The sequence below is a fragment of the Stappia stellulata genome (assembly GCF_020176715.1).
In the GTDB taxonomy this organism is placed as follows: domain Bacteria; phylum Pseudomonadota; class Alphaproteobacteria; order Rhizobiales; family Stappiaceae; genus Stappia.
The window spans coordinates 1-14253 of record NZ_JAIVMF010000038.1 but is presented as its reverse complement, the minus strand read 5'-3'; the positions used below and the strand labels follow the sequence as shown (position 1 = coordinate 14253).

The following is a 14253-nucleotide window of genomic DNA, read 5'->3' as shown; positions in this document are numbered from 1 at the left end:
GGGCTGGCCCGCAGCAGCGGTTCCGCCCTGCGCGGCAGCGACCAGCCCCAGGACGCCGCGCCGCGCGCCGACACGCCGCCCGCGCCCCGGCGCACGATCACGCCGCCCTCCTCCGGACCGGCCTCGACGGCCCGCACCGCCTATCCGCAGCCCGGTGACGAGCCGAAAGCCCCCGAGGTGGCACCGCCTGCCCCGTCAACCAATGGCGCCCCGCCGCGGCCGTCTTATGTAAAGCCGCCGGTCGAGCCGGTCGCCGCCCGGCAACCGTCCCCGGACACACCGGCAAAGGAGCCGGCCGCAACGGCGCCGGAAATCAAGGCACCGGAACCGGCAAAGCCTGCGAAGGACGAGAGCACCGCCGCGGCCGACGCCCCGGTCCGCGCGCCGACGTCGTCCGGGCCGGCACAGTCCGCCTCAAGCGGCAGTTGGCCGTCCGCCCCCGCAGGCTCCTGGAAAGACAAGCCGGCGGCCGAACCCGCCGCAGCGGCGAAATCCGGCGACGCCCCCCAGGCCGACACGCCTTCGGAGCGCCCGGAACCGACGGCGGAAAAGCCGTCCGCCACGGATAAGGACAAAGGCACGGACGCGGGCACGACCCAGCCGTCGGCACCGACCGCAGCGGTCGCGCAAGATGCGCCGTCCAAGGCGTCGGCCGGCGATCTGGAAGACGCGCTGATGGCGGAGTTCAACCAGAGCCGGAAACCGCAGGCCGCCGCTGAGGCGACGGCCACGCAGGAAAACGTCGCCGAGGCACCGGCCAAATCCGACCCTGCGGGCCAGGGCGCCGAGACGGACAAACAGGCCGGCAGCGCTGCCCCCTCGTCCGAAGACACTCCGTCCGCCGACGGCAAGAAGGATCCGGCAAACGCCGTGACCATGGATGCGATCGAGGAGGAAATGGCGCGTCTGTTGAGCGAGATCGGCGGATCGAAATCGAAATGACGCCAAAGAGCCGGCGCGGTCCTCCTGCCTTGCGCGTCGGATGCGTCTTCGCGCGCCCCGGGTCAGCGGGCCTGATCCGGGGTCTTGGACTGGCGCTGGTGCTGTATCTGGTCCTCGGCGGCAATGCGCTCGCCCAGGACATTTCGATCGGCTTCGGCGAAGGCACGGGACTGACGGAACGCGCGGTCCAGCTTGTCGCGCTTCTCACGATCCTGAGCCTGGCGCCCTCGATCCTCGTCATGGTGACGAGCTTCACCCGGATCGTGGTGGTGCTGTCGCTGCTGCGCTCCGCCATCGGCCTTCAGACCGCGCCGCCCAACGCGGTGATGACCTCGCTGGCGCTGTTTCTGACCGCCTTCATCATGGCCCCCACCTTCGAGGCCGCCTACAACGAGGGCGTCCAGCCGCTGGTGGAGGGATCGATCGAGCTGAACGAGGCCTTCGAGCGGGCCTCGACGCCGTTCCACCAGTTCATGCGCGCCAACGTGCGGGAGAAGGACCTCTCGCTCTTCATCGAGCTCTCGGGTCAGCCGGCGCCGGAAGAGCCGGCCGATCTGAGCATGCGGATCCTCGTCCCCGCCTTCATGATCAGCGAGTTGCGCCGCGCCTTCGAGATCGGATTTCTGCTCTACCTGCCGTTCCTGATCATCGATCTGGTGATCGCGTCGGTGCTGATGTCGATGGGCATGATGATGCTGCCGCCGGTGGTGATCTCGCTGCCGTTCAAGCTGATCTTCTTCGTGCTTGTCGACGGCTGGAACCTGATCGCCGGAAGTCTGGTGCAAAGTTTCGCAAGCGGCTGACGGGGCTATGTCCCCGCGCGATGCACGGCGTTGCATCTGTCGCAGTCACGACATTCCGGGATCGTTGAAATTCAAGCAGATGATGGCCGGAGGCGTTCGCTTCAGCCGGCGCGCCCGCTTTGGGCAAGCGGCGGGCCTTGCTCGCTGCCGCTTTGCGCGGTGCGGTCGTCGACCGGCTCGACCGCCGGCACCGGAGCCACGGCCGGCATCGTCGATGTGTTGGGCTGCAGATACTTGCGCTGATATTCCGTGAGGAAAATGTCGAGGCTGTCCACCGATTCCAGACTGTCGAGCACGGACATGAACTCCACGCCGCGCTCTTCCGCCGGACGGGTCACGACGCGAAAGGCCTCCGCCTCGGGGCTGTCGCTCATCTTCGCCGCAAACTTGGCCTCCAGCCGGCTGAGGCTGAAGCTGTCATCGGCAAGCGAATAGCCGATGGCGGCCTTCAGGATATCGGCGCGCTCCTGATCGGCCAGCGGGATTGCGTCGGACCAGCGGCCTCCGACGATGCCTTCCAGCTGCTCGCCCGCCTCGCGCCAGCTCTGCGCCGCCCACAGCGTGTCCGCCCTGAGCCGCTCGACATCCTCGCCCCGCATGTTGCGCACGATCTCCAGCGCCAGATCCGGACGACCGCTTTCGGTCAGGGCACGCGCCTCGACCATGTTGCGCTGGCGCTCCAGCTCGCGCGGCAGCTTTGCCTGGCGCGTCTTGTTCAGCACGCGAAGCGCCTCTTCGGGCTTGCGGTCCATCAGATAGACCACCCCGAGGTCGGCGGCGATCTGCGAGCGCGCCGCCCCCTTCAGCCGATTGTCGATCTGGTGCCGCAGAAGTTCCGAGGCCTGGTCGAGCAGATCCATCGCGACAAGCCGGTTCGCCAGACGCCGGACCATTTCATCGCCGCGCCGCCCGACCGGGGTCATTTCGCGAAAATCGTAGAACAGCGCCAGTGCCTTGATCGGCGACATGCTGTCGACGTCGCCATCCAGGAAGAGGCTGGCGAAGACCGCCTCCATTTCGTCCTGCAGCAGCCGAGTGGTGTCGGCATCGGAATCCGCCTGCACCGCCGACTGCATCGCCTCGAACGCCTTGCGATATTCGCCGTTCTGGACATGCAGCTGCGCGAGGAAGCGCAGGGTCTTCAGCTCGGTCTCATCCCCCCGCCAGGATGCGGCGAGGCCGGAGAGCTTCTCGACCGTCTCGGTCGTGGTGATATCGCCGTCCCGGTGCCGAATCCGCAAGCCGCGATAGGTCGCCTCCGCGGCCAGCGGGCGTTCGTCGGAGCGCTCAACGAGATCGAAGGCGGTCAAGGCCTCGCGGGAGCGGCCCGACGCATCGGCGATCTGGCCGCGAATGATATCGTAGCGGGCGGCCTGCTTGCCGGTCGCAAGGCTCGGATCGATCTCCGACAGCACCGCAGCCGCCTGCCCGTAGTCATTGACCTCGACCATGGTGCGCGCGGCGGCGAGATTGAATTCCGCCTGGACGAGCGTGGGATAGTTGCCGACAACGGCCCGGCCGCGGCTCATCGCCATGCGGGCATCCGTCCAGTTGCCCTGGGCGGCAGAGGTGATCGTGCGCCACACGGCTGCATCGGGATTGTTCGCAAGCCCCAGACGCTCGAGATAGTCGTCGGCCTCGCGCGGACGGGACGCAAGCGCCTGCGCCGCCCCCATCAGGAGATTGAAGCTCGGGTCGCGCGCCAGGGCCGGCGCGTCCTCGGCGGCAAGCCGCATCAGGCCAAGGGCCTCATGCGCAAAACCATGAGCCAGATAGAACCGCGACAACGCCATGCGCGGGACCCGGCGTTGCTCCAGAGGCGTGTTGGCGATGGTGAATTCCTGCTCCTTGATCTTGCGCAGGAAATCCTCCGTATCGCTGGTCGTCAGGTTGCCGAGATCGATATGCCCGGGCGCTGACGGATCCGCGACCGGCTTCAGAACCCGCGACCCCTTCGCAAGATTGCCATGCGAAATGGCAAGACCGCGCGGTCGCTCCAGGATCACCGAATCCCCGTTCACGTCCACCGTCAGATCGTCGGCCTTGGCGATCACCGCAACACCATGCGCCGACATCAGTGTTTCGAATTCGGCAAAGACCTGCGGCTTCAGGATGCCCCGCGCCGGCCCAAGCCCTGTCACCGTGGTGATGACATCGCCGACGAAGGGATCGCGGAGCGCGTGGATCTGGCCGGGCGCGCGAAACGGAATGCTGATCGCGGTTCCACCGTCGCCGCGCACGGTGCGTTCAAGCGAAAGCGGCCGCGACGGTTCAAGGATCGTGTTGCCGATGGTCAAGATCCAGGAACTACCGTCGACACCGACCGTGGCCAGTTTCTGGCGCTCCATGTCGACCCGGATCGCCTGCCATCCGTCCTCGGACTGCACCTCGACCGCTTCGACGTCGCCGGCAAGCACCGAGCGCATGCCGCGCACATCGATCGGATCGGCGGTGTCGAACACCATCCACAAGCTGCCGTGGCGGCGAAACACCGACGACGGCACGGGTTCGGAGAAGGGAAACACCACGCGCACGATATCGCCGATGCGGCGCGCCTCGGCCGCGACGAACCGCCGGGCCTCGTCGTCGTAGCCGACAGGTGTCGCCTCCGGCGAAAGCGGTTCGGGGGTCACAGCGGCAGCCTTGGTCTCCTCGAACTGCCGCAGATCGATGGCATCCGGCACGGCGCCGGCAGCATCGGAAACCGCGGTCCGCTCCTCCCGCATGCCGTCGTCAGGAACGGGCGTCGGCGCAGCTGCCACAGCGGGCGCAGCTGCCACAGCGGGCGCCGCTGCCGGTTCGGCTTCCTCTTGCGGTGGCACGGCGGCGGCCGGCGCCGGGTCCGGGACCTCGGTTGCGGCAGGCTCCGGCTGTTGCGGGTCCGATGCCTGCGGAGCGGGCGCGGCCTCAGCCGGCGGCGGCGCATCGGCAACCTGTTGCTCGGATGCCGGTACGTCGGGCCCGTCCGTCTCTGCGGTCGGCTTTGCGACCGGCATGGGTGCGACGGGTGCCACCGCAGCCGCGGCAGGCGGTGTGTTCTCCACCGGCGCTTCGGCGACGGGGACCGTCTCTTCGGCAAGGCTGGCCGGCGCCGCATCGCCCCGGGCGGCCGCCGCTGCCGGAGGCACCGGCGCAGGGGGCGCGGCCGAAGGGGCCTCCACGGCGGACGCCGCCACCGCCGGGGCCGGATTGGGCACCGCCTGTATCGCTCCCGGTGCGGTGACGACCTCGCGCACGCCATCGGGCATGTCGTCTTGCACCTGAAGTGCAGCGTCAATGGCCGCATTCACGGGATCGGTCGGCATGTCGCGCGGCGTGACATCGACGACATAGGCGTCTTCCTCGCGAAACGCGCGAATGTCGACATCCGGCTCCACTCGAAGCAGGAACTTGAGCTTGCCTTCGTCGGTGAACCCGGTGGCATCCACCACGCCAGGTGGCAGATGCGAGCGCAACTGCGCAAGATCGAGCGGCGCCTCATGATTGAAGCTCACCTTCACCATGTCGCCTTCGCGCACGAAGGCGGTGTCGAAATTCACGTTCCAGTCGAACGCAAGTCGCGTGAAGGTGGGGTGCCGGCCGATCCGAAGGTCGACCCTGGGCTCAACCTGGCCTTTCAGGCGCGCCTGCTCCAGGGCGCGGGCGCGACGGATCGCCTCTTCCGCGCGCCGGGCCAGTTCGCGCACCACATCGTCGGGAAGTCCGGGCGGCATGCCCTGCCATGTCGGCGGCAGCAGGTCGATGAACAGCTTCTCGCCCGCCTCCATGGTGTTGACCTTGAAATCGCCCATCAGCGCGAAACGGATCGCCGATCCGTCGGGGTCGCGGCGGGCGATGGAGACATAATTGGGCATGTCGATGGGGATGGTATCGACATCGACGCGCACCGCGTCCTGAAACCGGATCCGGAGCACGCCGTTGGAGGCAAGAGCGTCATATTGCGGCAGCAGGGTGAGGTCGGCGAAGGTCAGGACCAGACGTCCGTATCCCGCCTCCTGGGTCGCCTCCAGGGTGGCGTCGAGGGTCTCCGCCCGCGCGGTGACCGGCCAGGCGACCAGACAGGCAACAGCAAGCAGGCGCAAAACGGCAAAAACCGCCGACGCTTTCGCAGCGACGACGCCCTTCAGGTCCGTTTCAGGCCGGCTTGTATGTTCCACCGGGATCCTCTTCACGCATTCACCGGCCGACAGTCTAGCGCCAGCAGCTTAACGCCCTCTTTCACCCGCTGAATGGCCGCGACGGACGGACGACATATGGCCCGACATGGCAGCCCGGTTCCTCACGCGTCAGTTGCCCATGATCTTCGGGAGTTCGGCGGAAACCGGCGCCGTCGCCGTTTCCTCATCCTTGCGGCCGGTCACGAGCGCCACGGTCAGCCGTTCGCTGGCTTCCGGCGACATGCGGCCCATGATGTCGGCCATCTTGCGCGGCTTCATCTGCTTGGCGACCTTGAGCAGGATGTCGATATCGAGGCGATCGAAGATCCGGGCGGCATCCTTGGCCTTCATCGATTCATACATCTGGATCAGATTGCGCAGACTGTCGTTCTTCTTGTCTTCCTGTTCTTGGCGCAGAGACGAGATACTGGCCTCCAGCGCCTTCATCTCGTCGACCTTCTTCTGCAAGCGCTCCTCGGTCGCCTGGAGAAGTTGCTGACGCAGCTCGAACTGCTTTTCGCGCTTGTCGAGTTCGCGCCGCCGCCCGCTCAGGGATTCAAGCACCTTGCGCTCCGCGATCGAGCCGCCAAGTTCCAGTCCGGCCGGAAGGCCGTTGTCGGCCGCATCAGGCGTCGTTGGCATCGGACCATCGACGGGAGGCGGCGCAAGGGACGGATCCGCTTGCGGCGCCGCATCGGCCGGTGCACCGTTGCCGGCGGCCGGATCGGACGCTGCCGGTTCCTGCGTCTGCGCCATCGCCGCTCCCACGCCGACACCAACGCCGGACGGGGCGACAGTGCCGCCCTCCAGCATCAGGCCAGACAGCTTGAGCGCAAGAAGCGCGCTCGCCGCCAACAACAAGACGGGGATGAGGCGAAGGGTTGTCACGCAGCCTGCTCCGCGGCGCGCTTGCGGAAATGCTCAAGACGGGCGGTGGCTTCCATTGCAGCCGACCGGATGTCGCTGGCGCGAACCGATCCCGGTCGCGCAACATGCACGGGGTCCGGCTGGGCCGGCATCGGCGGCACAGCCGCGGCGGCCGGCTTCGCGGCCTCCGCGATCTGCGTGATACGGTCCAGAACCGTGTTGCCGGTCGTGATCTGGTCGGACAGCGTGCTCGACAGGCGCTCCGCCGCCACCAGCCGTTCGCCGAGCGTCCGGTCGGCCTCGCCAGCCGTCGCCTTCAGCCCCAGGATCGCCCGCTCGGCGATCTCCGAGGCGGTGATCAGCTCGGAAATCGTCGCGCGCAGGCTCTCCTCGTCGGCGCGCAACCGCTTGAGCCGCGAATTCAGGATCACGCAGTAACCGATGGTCACCACCAGCAGCACGGCGACCAGGCTTTCGATGATCAGTCCAACGGGCAGCGTGCTCATGTCGGGTCCATTTCCTTTTGCATGGCGCGCTCGAAGGCGGCCAGGGTCATTTTCGGCTTCTGCAGGACGCGATCGACGCGAACGGCGATCGAATCCTCGTCCTTGCCCATCGTGCCGGTGGTCAGCGGGATGCCGCCGCACTTGATGGACACGGGGTCGTTGGGAGACACATCGAACAGAAGGGTCTCGCCCACCTTCAGGTCGAGCACGCGCCCGAGCGGCAGATGGGTCTCGTAAAGCACCGCGTCGACATCGATCTCGGCGGCGTAGATCTCGGTTGCCAGATGGCCTTCCCAGATCGGGTCGCGGCCGAACTTCTCGCCCATGAACATCTGCAGGAGCAGATCGCGGATCGGCTCGAGCGTCGCGTAGGGCATCATGATTTCGATCTTGCCGCCGCGGTCTTCCATGTCGATGCGCAGCTCGACGAGGATGGCCGCATTGGCTGGGCGCGAAATCGCGGCGAAGCGGGGATTGGTCTCCAGCCGCTCCAGATTGAAATGCACTGGCGAGAGCGGCGAGAACGCCTGCTCCATGTCGTGCATGATGAGCTCGATCATGCGGCGCACGAGATTGGTCTCGATCGTCGTGTAGGGACGTCCCTCCACGCGCACGGCCGACATGCCGCGCCCGCCGCCGAGCAACACGTCGATGATCGAATAGATCAGGCTCGATTCGACCGTGCACAGGCCGAAGCCATCCCATTCCTCGGCCTTGAAGACGCCGAGGATGGCCGGCAGCGGGATCGAGTTCAGATAATCGCCGAAACGCACCGAGGAGATGCTGTCGAGCGACACCTCGACGTTGTCGGAGGTGAAATTGCGCAAGCTGGTGGTGGTCAGCCGCACCAGCCGGTCGAACACGATCTCGAGCATCGGCAGACGCTCGTAGGACACCATCGCCGAATTGATCAGCGCACGGATCCCGCTCTGGTCGGCGGCGATCGTGTCCTCGATGTTGAACCCGAGAAGGTTGTCGATCTCTTCCTGGTTCAAAATACGGTCGGCGCCGCGCGTGGCGTTCTCGAGTTCGGGCTCGCTGTCGTCGATCATCGCCGCCCATTGGGCCGCCATGTCGTCGCCACCGGCAACACCCTGCTCCTCTAGCGCGGCACCCCATGCGGCGGCGAGATCGTCGTCGTCCTCGCCATCGCCATCGCCCTGCTCGGCCAGCGCCTCGCCCCAGGCTTCGTCGATATCGCCAAGATCGTCTTCGTCGGCCATCGGCTGTCGACCCTATTGAACCAGAATTTCCTTGAACAGCACGCCATCCACGCGTGCCGGATACACGGCCGTATTGATCCGCCGGAGTAACTCTTCCTTGAGTCGGAACAATCCGGAAGAGCCCTCAAGATCGGCGGGCCGCAATTCGCGCAGATAGACCTGAAACGCATCCAGGATGCGCGGCAGATACGGCTCGATCTGATTGATTGTCGCCTTGTCCGCAACCTCGAGCGCGATGCGGACCTTCAGGTAGGTCGCCCGCCCGTCGGTCGAAAGGTTAACGGTCATCTCGGGAAGATCGTAGAAAACCACCGGTCGCTGCTCGACCACGGGATCCTCGCCCGGCTCGACCGACGGCGGTGCGCTGTCGAATAGCCCCAGGAAATAGGCTGCCGCGCCACCGCCCACGACGAGCAGCACAAGGCCGCCCGCGCCAAGGATGATCAGCTTTTTCTTGCCGCCGCCAGCGGGCTCGGAGCCCTCGGCCTGTGTGTCGGCTGCGTCCGCATCCGCTGTCATAATGGATCTCTTTCGCTGCGCTTCCCTCCCGCGCGTATATGATTTCTAAAGCCACAATGGTTAACGAGAGGTTACCGGATCGTTAACGGCTTGCAGAATGCGGCAGTTTTTGCCGCCCGGCAGGAAAGCCGGGCCGCTTCTGCCGGGTGCGCCCCGGGCGGCAGCCGAATTTTTCCTTTGTTTTCAACGACCGCCGGTTTGGCACGCTCCCTGCTTTAGGGTTAACGAGCGCCAGGTCTGGGGAGACGGGCGCTCGCTGGGGAGCATAGGAACGGATCCAATGGAGAACGCCCTTCTGATCGGGCTGTCGCGTCAGGCGGCCCTTCGAAACCAGTTGAACGTGGTGGCCAACAATCTGGCCAACATGAACACCAATGGCTACAAGACGCAGCGTCTCCTGTTCGAGGAGTATCTGATGCCGGTGGCCCAGGCGCGTCAGTTTGAGCAGGGCGACCAGGAATTTTCCTATGTCGTCGACTACGGCATGGCCTCGAATTTCGAGCCGGGATCGATCTCGCTGACGGGCAATGCCTTCGACGTCGCGCTGGAAGGCGACGGCTACCTCGTCGTCGATACGCCCGGCGGCGAGCGCTACACCCGCGCCGGCGCGATGCACCTCGACGCCTCCGGCCAGCTCGTCACGTCCGACGGACTTGCCGTGCAGGGCGAAGGCGGCCCGCTGACCTTCACGGCGGAAGACACCGACATCAGCATCGCCAAGGACGGCACCATCTCTTCCTCGCTCGGCGTGAAGGGGCGGCTGCGTGTCGTCAGCTTCGAGAACCAGCAGGGACTGGAGCGCATCGGCGCCAATCTCTACACCGGGGAAAACCCGGTTCCGGCGCAAAATGTCCGGGTTCTCCAGGGCGCGATCGAAAAGTCCAACGTCTCCGGCGTCACCGAGGTGAGCCGGATGATCGAGATCACGCGCAACTACACCGCGGTCTCGAAGATGATTTCCGACAACGAAGAACTTCGCAAGAAGGCCATCGAGCGCCTCGGCTCGGCCCAGGCCTAAGGCAACGCAAAAAGGACACAAGCGATGAAGGCACTTCATATCGCCGCGACCGGCATGCGGGCCCAGGAGCTCAATGTCGAGGTCATCTCGAACAACGTCGCCAACATGCGCACGACCGGCTACAAGCGCCAGCGCGCCGACTTCCAGGACCTGCTGTACCAGAACCTGCGTCGCATGGGCACCAACTCCTCCGCCAACGGCACGATCGTTCCGACCGGCGTCCAGATCGGCTCGGGCGTCAAGACTGCCTCGACCGCACGCATCATGAGCCAAGGCAACCTCAGCCAGACCGGCAAGGAACTGGACGTTGCCGTGCGCGGCGAAGGCTTTTTCCAGATCCAGCTTCCCGACGGCGGCGAAGCCTATACCCGCGACGGCTCCTTCGAGCGCGACGCCAACGGTCAGCTCGTCACCATCGACGGCTATGCCGTGGCGCCCGGCATCGTCATCCCGCAGGATGCGCGCGACGTCACCATCAGCGCCGACGGCCAGGTCCAGGTGCTGGATGCCAACAACGCGATCCAGCAGCTCGGTCAGCTTCAGCTTGCCCGTTTCGTCAACAAGTCGGGCCTTGAAGCCATCGGCGACAACCTGTTCCTCGAGACGGAATCGAGCGGTGCGGCGGTCATCGGCAATCCGGCCGACGCCGGCTTCGGCGATCTCATGCAGAACCATCTGGAGATGGCCAACGTCGAGGCGGTCGGCGAGATTTCCGACCTGATCGCCGCCCAGCGCGCCTACGAGATGAACTCGCGCATCATCAAGGCCGCCGACGAAATGTCGGCAACCACCTCGAACCTGCGCTGACGCGCGCCCGGACGATGAGGACCCCCGTGATGATCCGCCAAACCCTGATCGCAGCGACCGTTCTGTTTCTCGCCGCCGGCCAGGCCATCGCCGCCGGCGCCCTGCGCTCCCATGTTGCCGTCACCACCGATGTCGTCACGGTCGGCGACTTCTATCCCGATGCCGGACGCTTCGCGGCAACCCCGCTGTTTCGCGCGCCGGACCTCGGCACCAGCGGACCGGTTCCCGCGGCGATGGTCGCCGACCGGGCGCGGGCAGCCGGATACCTCGAGGCGGCAACTGACGGCCTGCGGCATGTCGTCGTGGAGCGGCTGGCTGTGACGATCGGCCTGCCGCAACTGGAAGATGCCGTGCGCGAGGCGCTTGCGACGAGCTACCCGGACGCGGAGCACGAGCTGCTCGATATCTCGCTGCGCGGCTTTTCCGGAACGCTGCTGGCCGACGCCGGCGCGCGGGATCCCCTCACCGTCACCTCGGTCACCTGGAACCGCAGCTCGGGCCGGCTAACCGCCGCCGTCCGCATTCACGCCGGCCAGCACAGCCGGACGGCGAGCCTCAGCGGCCGCGCAATGGAAATGGCGCAGGTCTATGCCCTCGCCCGTCCGCTCGATCGCGGTGCCGTGGTGCGCGCCGGCGATCTCATCGTCAAGAACGTGCCCCGCTCGCGGCTCACCGCCCGCCACGTCGAACGCCCCGAAGAAATCGTCGGGCTGGCCGCGCGTCGCGGCATCCAGGCGGATCGCCCCTTGCGGGAAGCGGACTTCGAGCCGCCGCTTCTGGTCAAGCGCGGCGCCAAGGTGACGCTGGTGTTCAAGGCAAACGGTCTCACGCTCACCACCATCGGGCAGGCGCTCGCCAATGGCGCCGACGGCGATATCGTCGACGTTCTCAACCTTCAGTCCCGCAGGACCGTTTCCGGCACCGTTCGCGCCCATGACCAGGTCGAAGTCGGGCTCGTTCACAGCCGTATCGCACAGCTTCAGGAGACGAACTGATGGCCTCCGCACCCCGTTTCGCCCGCAATGCGCTCCTGCTGTCGATGGCCCTCGCCGTCACGGCCTGCGGCGCCGCAGACCGCCTGTCCAACGTAGGCAAGGCCCCGGCGCTGACCGCGATCCAGGACCCAACGACCACACCCGGCTATCGCCCGGTGCAGATGCCGATGCCGACCCCCCAGGCGGTTCACTACAATTCCAACTCGCTGTGGCGTAGCGGCGCGCGCGCTTTCTTCAAGGACCAGCGCGCGGCCCGGGTCGGCGATATCCTCACGGTTCTCGTGACGATCTCCGACAAGGCGGAATTCGACAACCAGACCGCCCGCAGCCGGTCCGGCTCGAACGCGAGCGGCACCGGCGGCGCGGTGGGAACGGCGATCAACACCCTGTTCCTGCCGGCCGGCACGTCCTCCAACAACCTGGTCTCCGCCGAGGGCGAAACCAGCTTCCAGGGCAGCGGCAAGGTCGATCGCGAGGAAAAGCTGCAGACCAAGGTCGCGGCCGTGGTCACCCAGATCCTGCCGAACGGCAACATGGTGATCGAGGGCCGCCAGGAGGTCCGGGTCAATTTCGAGGTGCGCGAACTGATCGTCGCCGGCGTGGTCCGCCCCGAGGACATCGCCGCCAACAACACCATCGAAAGCGAGAAGATCGCCGAAGCCCGCATCGGATACGGCGGACGCGGCCAGATCACCGACGTCCAGCAACCCCGCTACGGCAACCAGGTTCTCGACATCGTGCTGCCGTTCTGACGGCACGACTGCACGGACCGCGCGCGGGCTCCCCAGCCAAGCGCGGTCCGCCTCCCCAGCCGGACCACTGCTCCCCAGGCACGGACGGCGAACGGGCACGGCTCATCTGCTCCCCGGCAGGCCGTGCCCGTTGCATTTTTCGATTGCCCGTTCTTCGATTTCCGAGGGCGGATCAGCCGGCGGCGCGTTGCCCGGCGGTGTGCGAAAACACCCCGCAGTCAAGCGGATGGATGCCATTGGCAAGACAATCCTGCACCGGTCCGTTCTCCGCACTTCTGGCGGAGCGTTGCGATCCGAACACCGGATTGAGCACCATGTCGCGGAAGGCGGCGAACAGGCGCGCATCGAGCTTGCCCTTCATGCCGGCCATTTGCGTGATCGCCAGGCGCGGCGTCATCGCCGCCTTGTAGGCCCGCTCCTCCGTCAGCGCGGAATAGATGTCGACGATGGTCAGCATGCGCACCAGCGGGCTGATCTGGTCGCCGGCCAGCTTGTCGGGATAGCCGCTGCCGTCGAGATACTCGTGATGGCTGCGGGCCGCCGCAATGACCAGCGGATGGGCCGCGTTGTCGCGCTTCAGCGCCTTCGCGCCACGCAGCGGATGGGTCATGATCGCCTTGCGCTCGGCGTCGGAGAGCGGGCCGGCCTTTTCCAGAATGCTGATCGGAATGAAAAGCTTGCCGACATCGTGCAGCAGGCTTGCCTCGGTGAAGAGCGCGGTATCGCTGCCCGACAGGCCCAGGGTTCTGGCAAAGGCGTCCGCATATCCGGCGACCATCATGATGTGCCGGCTCGTCTGGCTGTGATGGAGCTCGACCGCATTGATCCATTGCATCAGACCGCCCGAGCCGACCGCGACGCCGATGCTTTGCGAGCTGGCGCTCAGCAGGCGCAGCGGCAGCGGCGCGTCCGCGCGCATGGCCGCGGCCACCTGCCGAACCAGCGTGTCGGTGGTCTCCACCGCCTGCACCACCGACGCGGGATGACCCGTCAACTTGTTCGACAGCTCGCGGTTCAGGATGGCCTGGATCGCGGTGAACACGTCGTCCAGCGGCTGATGCGCCGCAAAGACACGTCCGATGCCGATGGATTCCGCCTGAACAATGCCTGCGCGGTCGATCCCCTTGGCGACATAGATGCAGTCTTCCCGCCGGCGGGTCTCGTCGCTTGCCTGCTCGATCCGCTCGACGTGCCCGACAGAGCGCAGTGCGGCGTGCACGACGACCACGCGCGCACGCGCCACATGATCGGGCTTGATGTCCGACGCCGGGATCCTTGCGACACTGAACATGGCAGCCGCCTTGTTCACGATCGCCGGCACTTCCGTCTTGTCATCCAGCACGAAAAGGACATCGATCATTGCAACCGCCCAAATCTCCCTCAACGGCAACGCAGAACAAACAATGCTTTGCCGGACATCGAAAGCGATTACAGCAGACCTGCCTTTTCGAACTCTTAATGCATTCCTCAACGACACCGGATCATCGCGGAGCAACACTACGTCAACCTTGTCCAAAATGAAAAAAGGCCCGGAGATCCGGGCCTTCAGACTGCTGACAAACCCCTGGCTTTGGCCGGGGGTTTTTGATTCATTGTTTTTATGTTGAAGAAGCCCGGCCCGGATCAGACAGCGCTCGAGATGGTGACGCTTGAGCAGCTTGTTC

11 protein-coding genes and 1 pseudogene are annotated in these 14253 nt (G+C 66.1%); 6 read left to right on the top strand and 6 right to left on the bottom strand.

Annotation, left to right across the window (positions count from 1 at the left end):
• A pseudogene (locus LC092_RS20710) lies at positions 1 to 942 on the top strand (hypothetical protein); the annotation flags it as partial.
• A complete protein-coding gene (fliP, locus tag LC092_RS20705) occupies positions 939 to 1745 on the top strand; it encodes a flagellar type III secretion system pore protein FliP (protein WP_224809600.1) in 807 nt (268 codons plus the stop codon). The pseudogene LC092_RS20710 and the gene fliP, both read left to right, overlap by 4 nt.
• Positions 1746 to 1846: 101 nt before the next feature.
• Here fliP and LC092_RS20700 read toward each other — a convergent pair whose 3' ends face one another.
• From LC092_RS20700 to LC092_RS20680, 5 genes are all read right to left on the bottom strand, one after another.
• Entirely contained in the window at positions 1847 to 5902 is a 4056-nt protein-coding gene (locus LC092_RS20700) for a hypothetical protein (protein WP_224809599.1), read from the bottom strand.
• 129 nt (positions 5903 to 6031) lie between these two features.
• Entirely contained in the window at positions 6032 to 6790 is a 759-nt protein-coding gene (locus LC092_RS20695) for a MotE family protein (protein WP_224809598.1), read from the bottom strand.
• Complete coding sequence (locus LC092_RS20690; protein WP_224809597.1) at positions 6787 to 7275, bottom strand: DUF6468 domain-containing protein; 489 nt, start codon at positions 7273 to 7275, stop codon at positions 6787 to 6789. The genes LC092_RS20695 and LC092_RS20690 overlap by 4 nt, the downstream gene beginning before the upstream one ends.
• Positions 7272 to 8498, bottom strand: coding sequence for a flagellar motor switch protein FliM (gene fliM, locus LC092_RS20685; RefSeq protein WP_224809596.1), 1227 nt, complete (start codon positions 8496 to 8498; stop codon positions 7272 to 7274). The genes LC092_RS20690 and fliM overlap by 4 nt, the downstream gene beginning before the upstream one ends.
• Before the next feature lie 12 nt (positions 8499 to 8510).
• Complete coding sequence (locus LC092_RS20680) at positions 8511 to 9017, bottom strand: flagellar basal body-associated FliL family protein (RefSeq protein WP_224809595.1); 507 nt, start codon at positions 9015 to 9017, stop codon at positions 8511 to 8513.
• Between the two features lie 280 nt (positions 9018 to 9297).
• Here LC092_RS20680 and flgF point away from each other — a divergent pair, with 280 nt between their 5' ends.
• From flgF to flgH, 4 genes are read left to right on the top strand one after another with little or no spacing between them, the layout of a single operon-like run.
• Entirely contained in the window at positions 9298 to 10035 is a 738-nt protein-coding gene (gene flgF / locus LC092_RS20675; protein WP_224809594.1) for a flagellar basal-body rod protein FlgF, read from the top strand.
• 24 nt (positions 10036 to 10059) lie between these two features.
• Positions 10060 to 10842 (top strand): flagellar basal-body rod protein FlgG, encoded by a 783-nt coding sequence (flgG, locus tag LC092_RS20670; RefSeq protein ID WP_224809593.1) that lies wholly within the window; start codon positions 10060 to 10062, stop codon positions 10840 to 10842.
• Between the two features lie 29 nt (positions 10843 to 10871).
• Positions 10872 to 11837, top strand: a complete 966-nt coding sequence (gene flgA, locus LC092_RS20665) for a flagellar basal body P-ring formation chaperone FlgA (protein ID WP_224809592.1) — start codon at positions 10872 to 10874, stop codon at positions 11835 to 11837.
• Positions 11838 to 11881: 44 nt separating this feature from the next.
• Positions 11882 to 12589, top strand: coding sequence for a flagellar basal body L-ring protein FlgH (flgH, locus tag LC092_RS20660; RefSeq protein WP_412103629.1), 708 nt, complete (start codon positions 11882 to 11884; stop codon positions 12587 to 12589).
• Positions 12590 to 12761: 172 nt separating this feature from the next.
• On the opposite strand, the gene LC092_RS20655 is transcribed toward flgH, so the two are convergent.
• A complete protein-coding gene (locus LC092_RS20655) occupies positions 12762 to 13949 on the bottom strand; it encodes an HD-GYP domain-containing protein (protein WP_224809588.1) in 1188 nt (395 codons plus the stop codon).
• Positions 13950 to 14253 lie beyond the last annotated feature (304 nt).

What these genes read in the sequence shown, in the direction of transcription:
- fliP (WP_224809600.1), top strand. Translation starts at nt 939, where the DNA reads ATGACGCCAAAGAGCCGGCGCGGTCCTCCTGCCTTGCGCGTCGGATGC.
- LC092_RS20690 (WP_224809597.1), bottom strand. Translation starts at nt 7,275, where the DNA reads ATGAGCACGCTGCCCGTTGGACTGATCATCGAAAGCCTGGTCGCCGTG.
- fliM (WP_224809596.1), bottom strand. Translation starts at nt 8,498, where the DNA reads ATGGCCGACGAAGACGATCTTGGCGATATCGACGAAGCCTGGGGCGAG.
- LC092_RS20680 (WP_224809595.1), bottom strand. Translation starts at nt 9,017, where the DNA reads ATGACAGCGGATGCGGACGCAGCCGACACACAGGCCGAGGGCTCCGAG.
- flgF (WP_224809594.1), top strand. Translation starts at nt 9,298, where the DNA reads ATGGAGAACGCCCTTCTGATCGGGCTGTCGCGTCAGGCGGCCCTTCGA.
- flgG (WP_224809593.1), top strand. Translation starts at nt 10,060, where the DNA reads ATGAAGGCACTTCATATCGCCGCGACCGGCATGCGGGCCCAGGAGCTC.
- flgA (WP_224809592.1), top strand. Translation starts at nt 10,872, where the DNA reads ATGATCCGCCAAACCCTGATCGCAGCGACCGTTCTGTTTCTCGCCGCC.
- flgH (WP_412103629.1), top strand. Translation starts at nt 11,882, where the DNA reads ATGGCCCTCGCCGTCACGGCCTGCGGCGCCGCAGACCGCCTGTCCAAC.
- LC092_RS20655 (WP_224809588.1), bottom strand. Translation starts at nt 13,949, where the DNA reads ATGATCGATGTCCTTTTCGTGCTGGATGACAAGACGGAAGTGCCGGCG.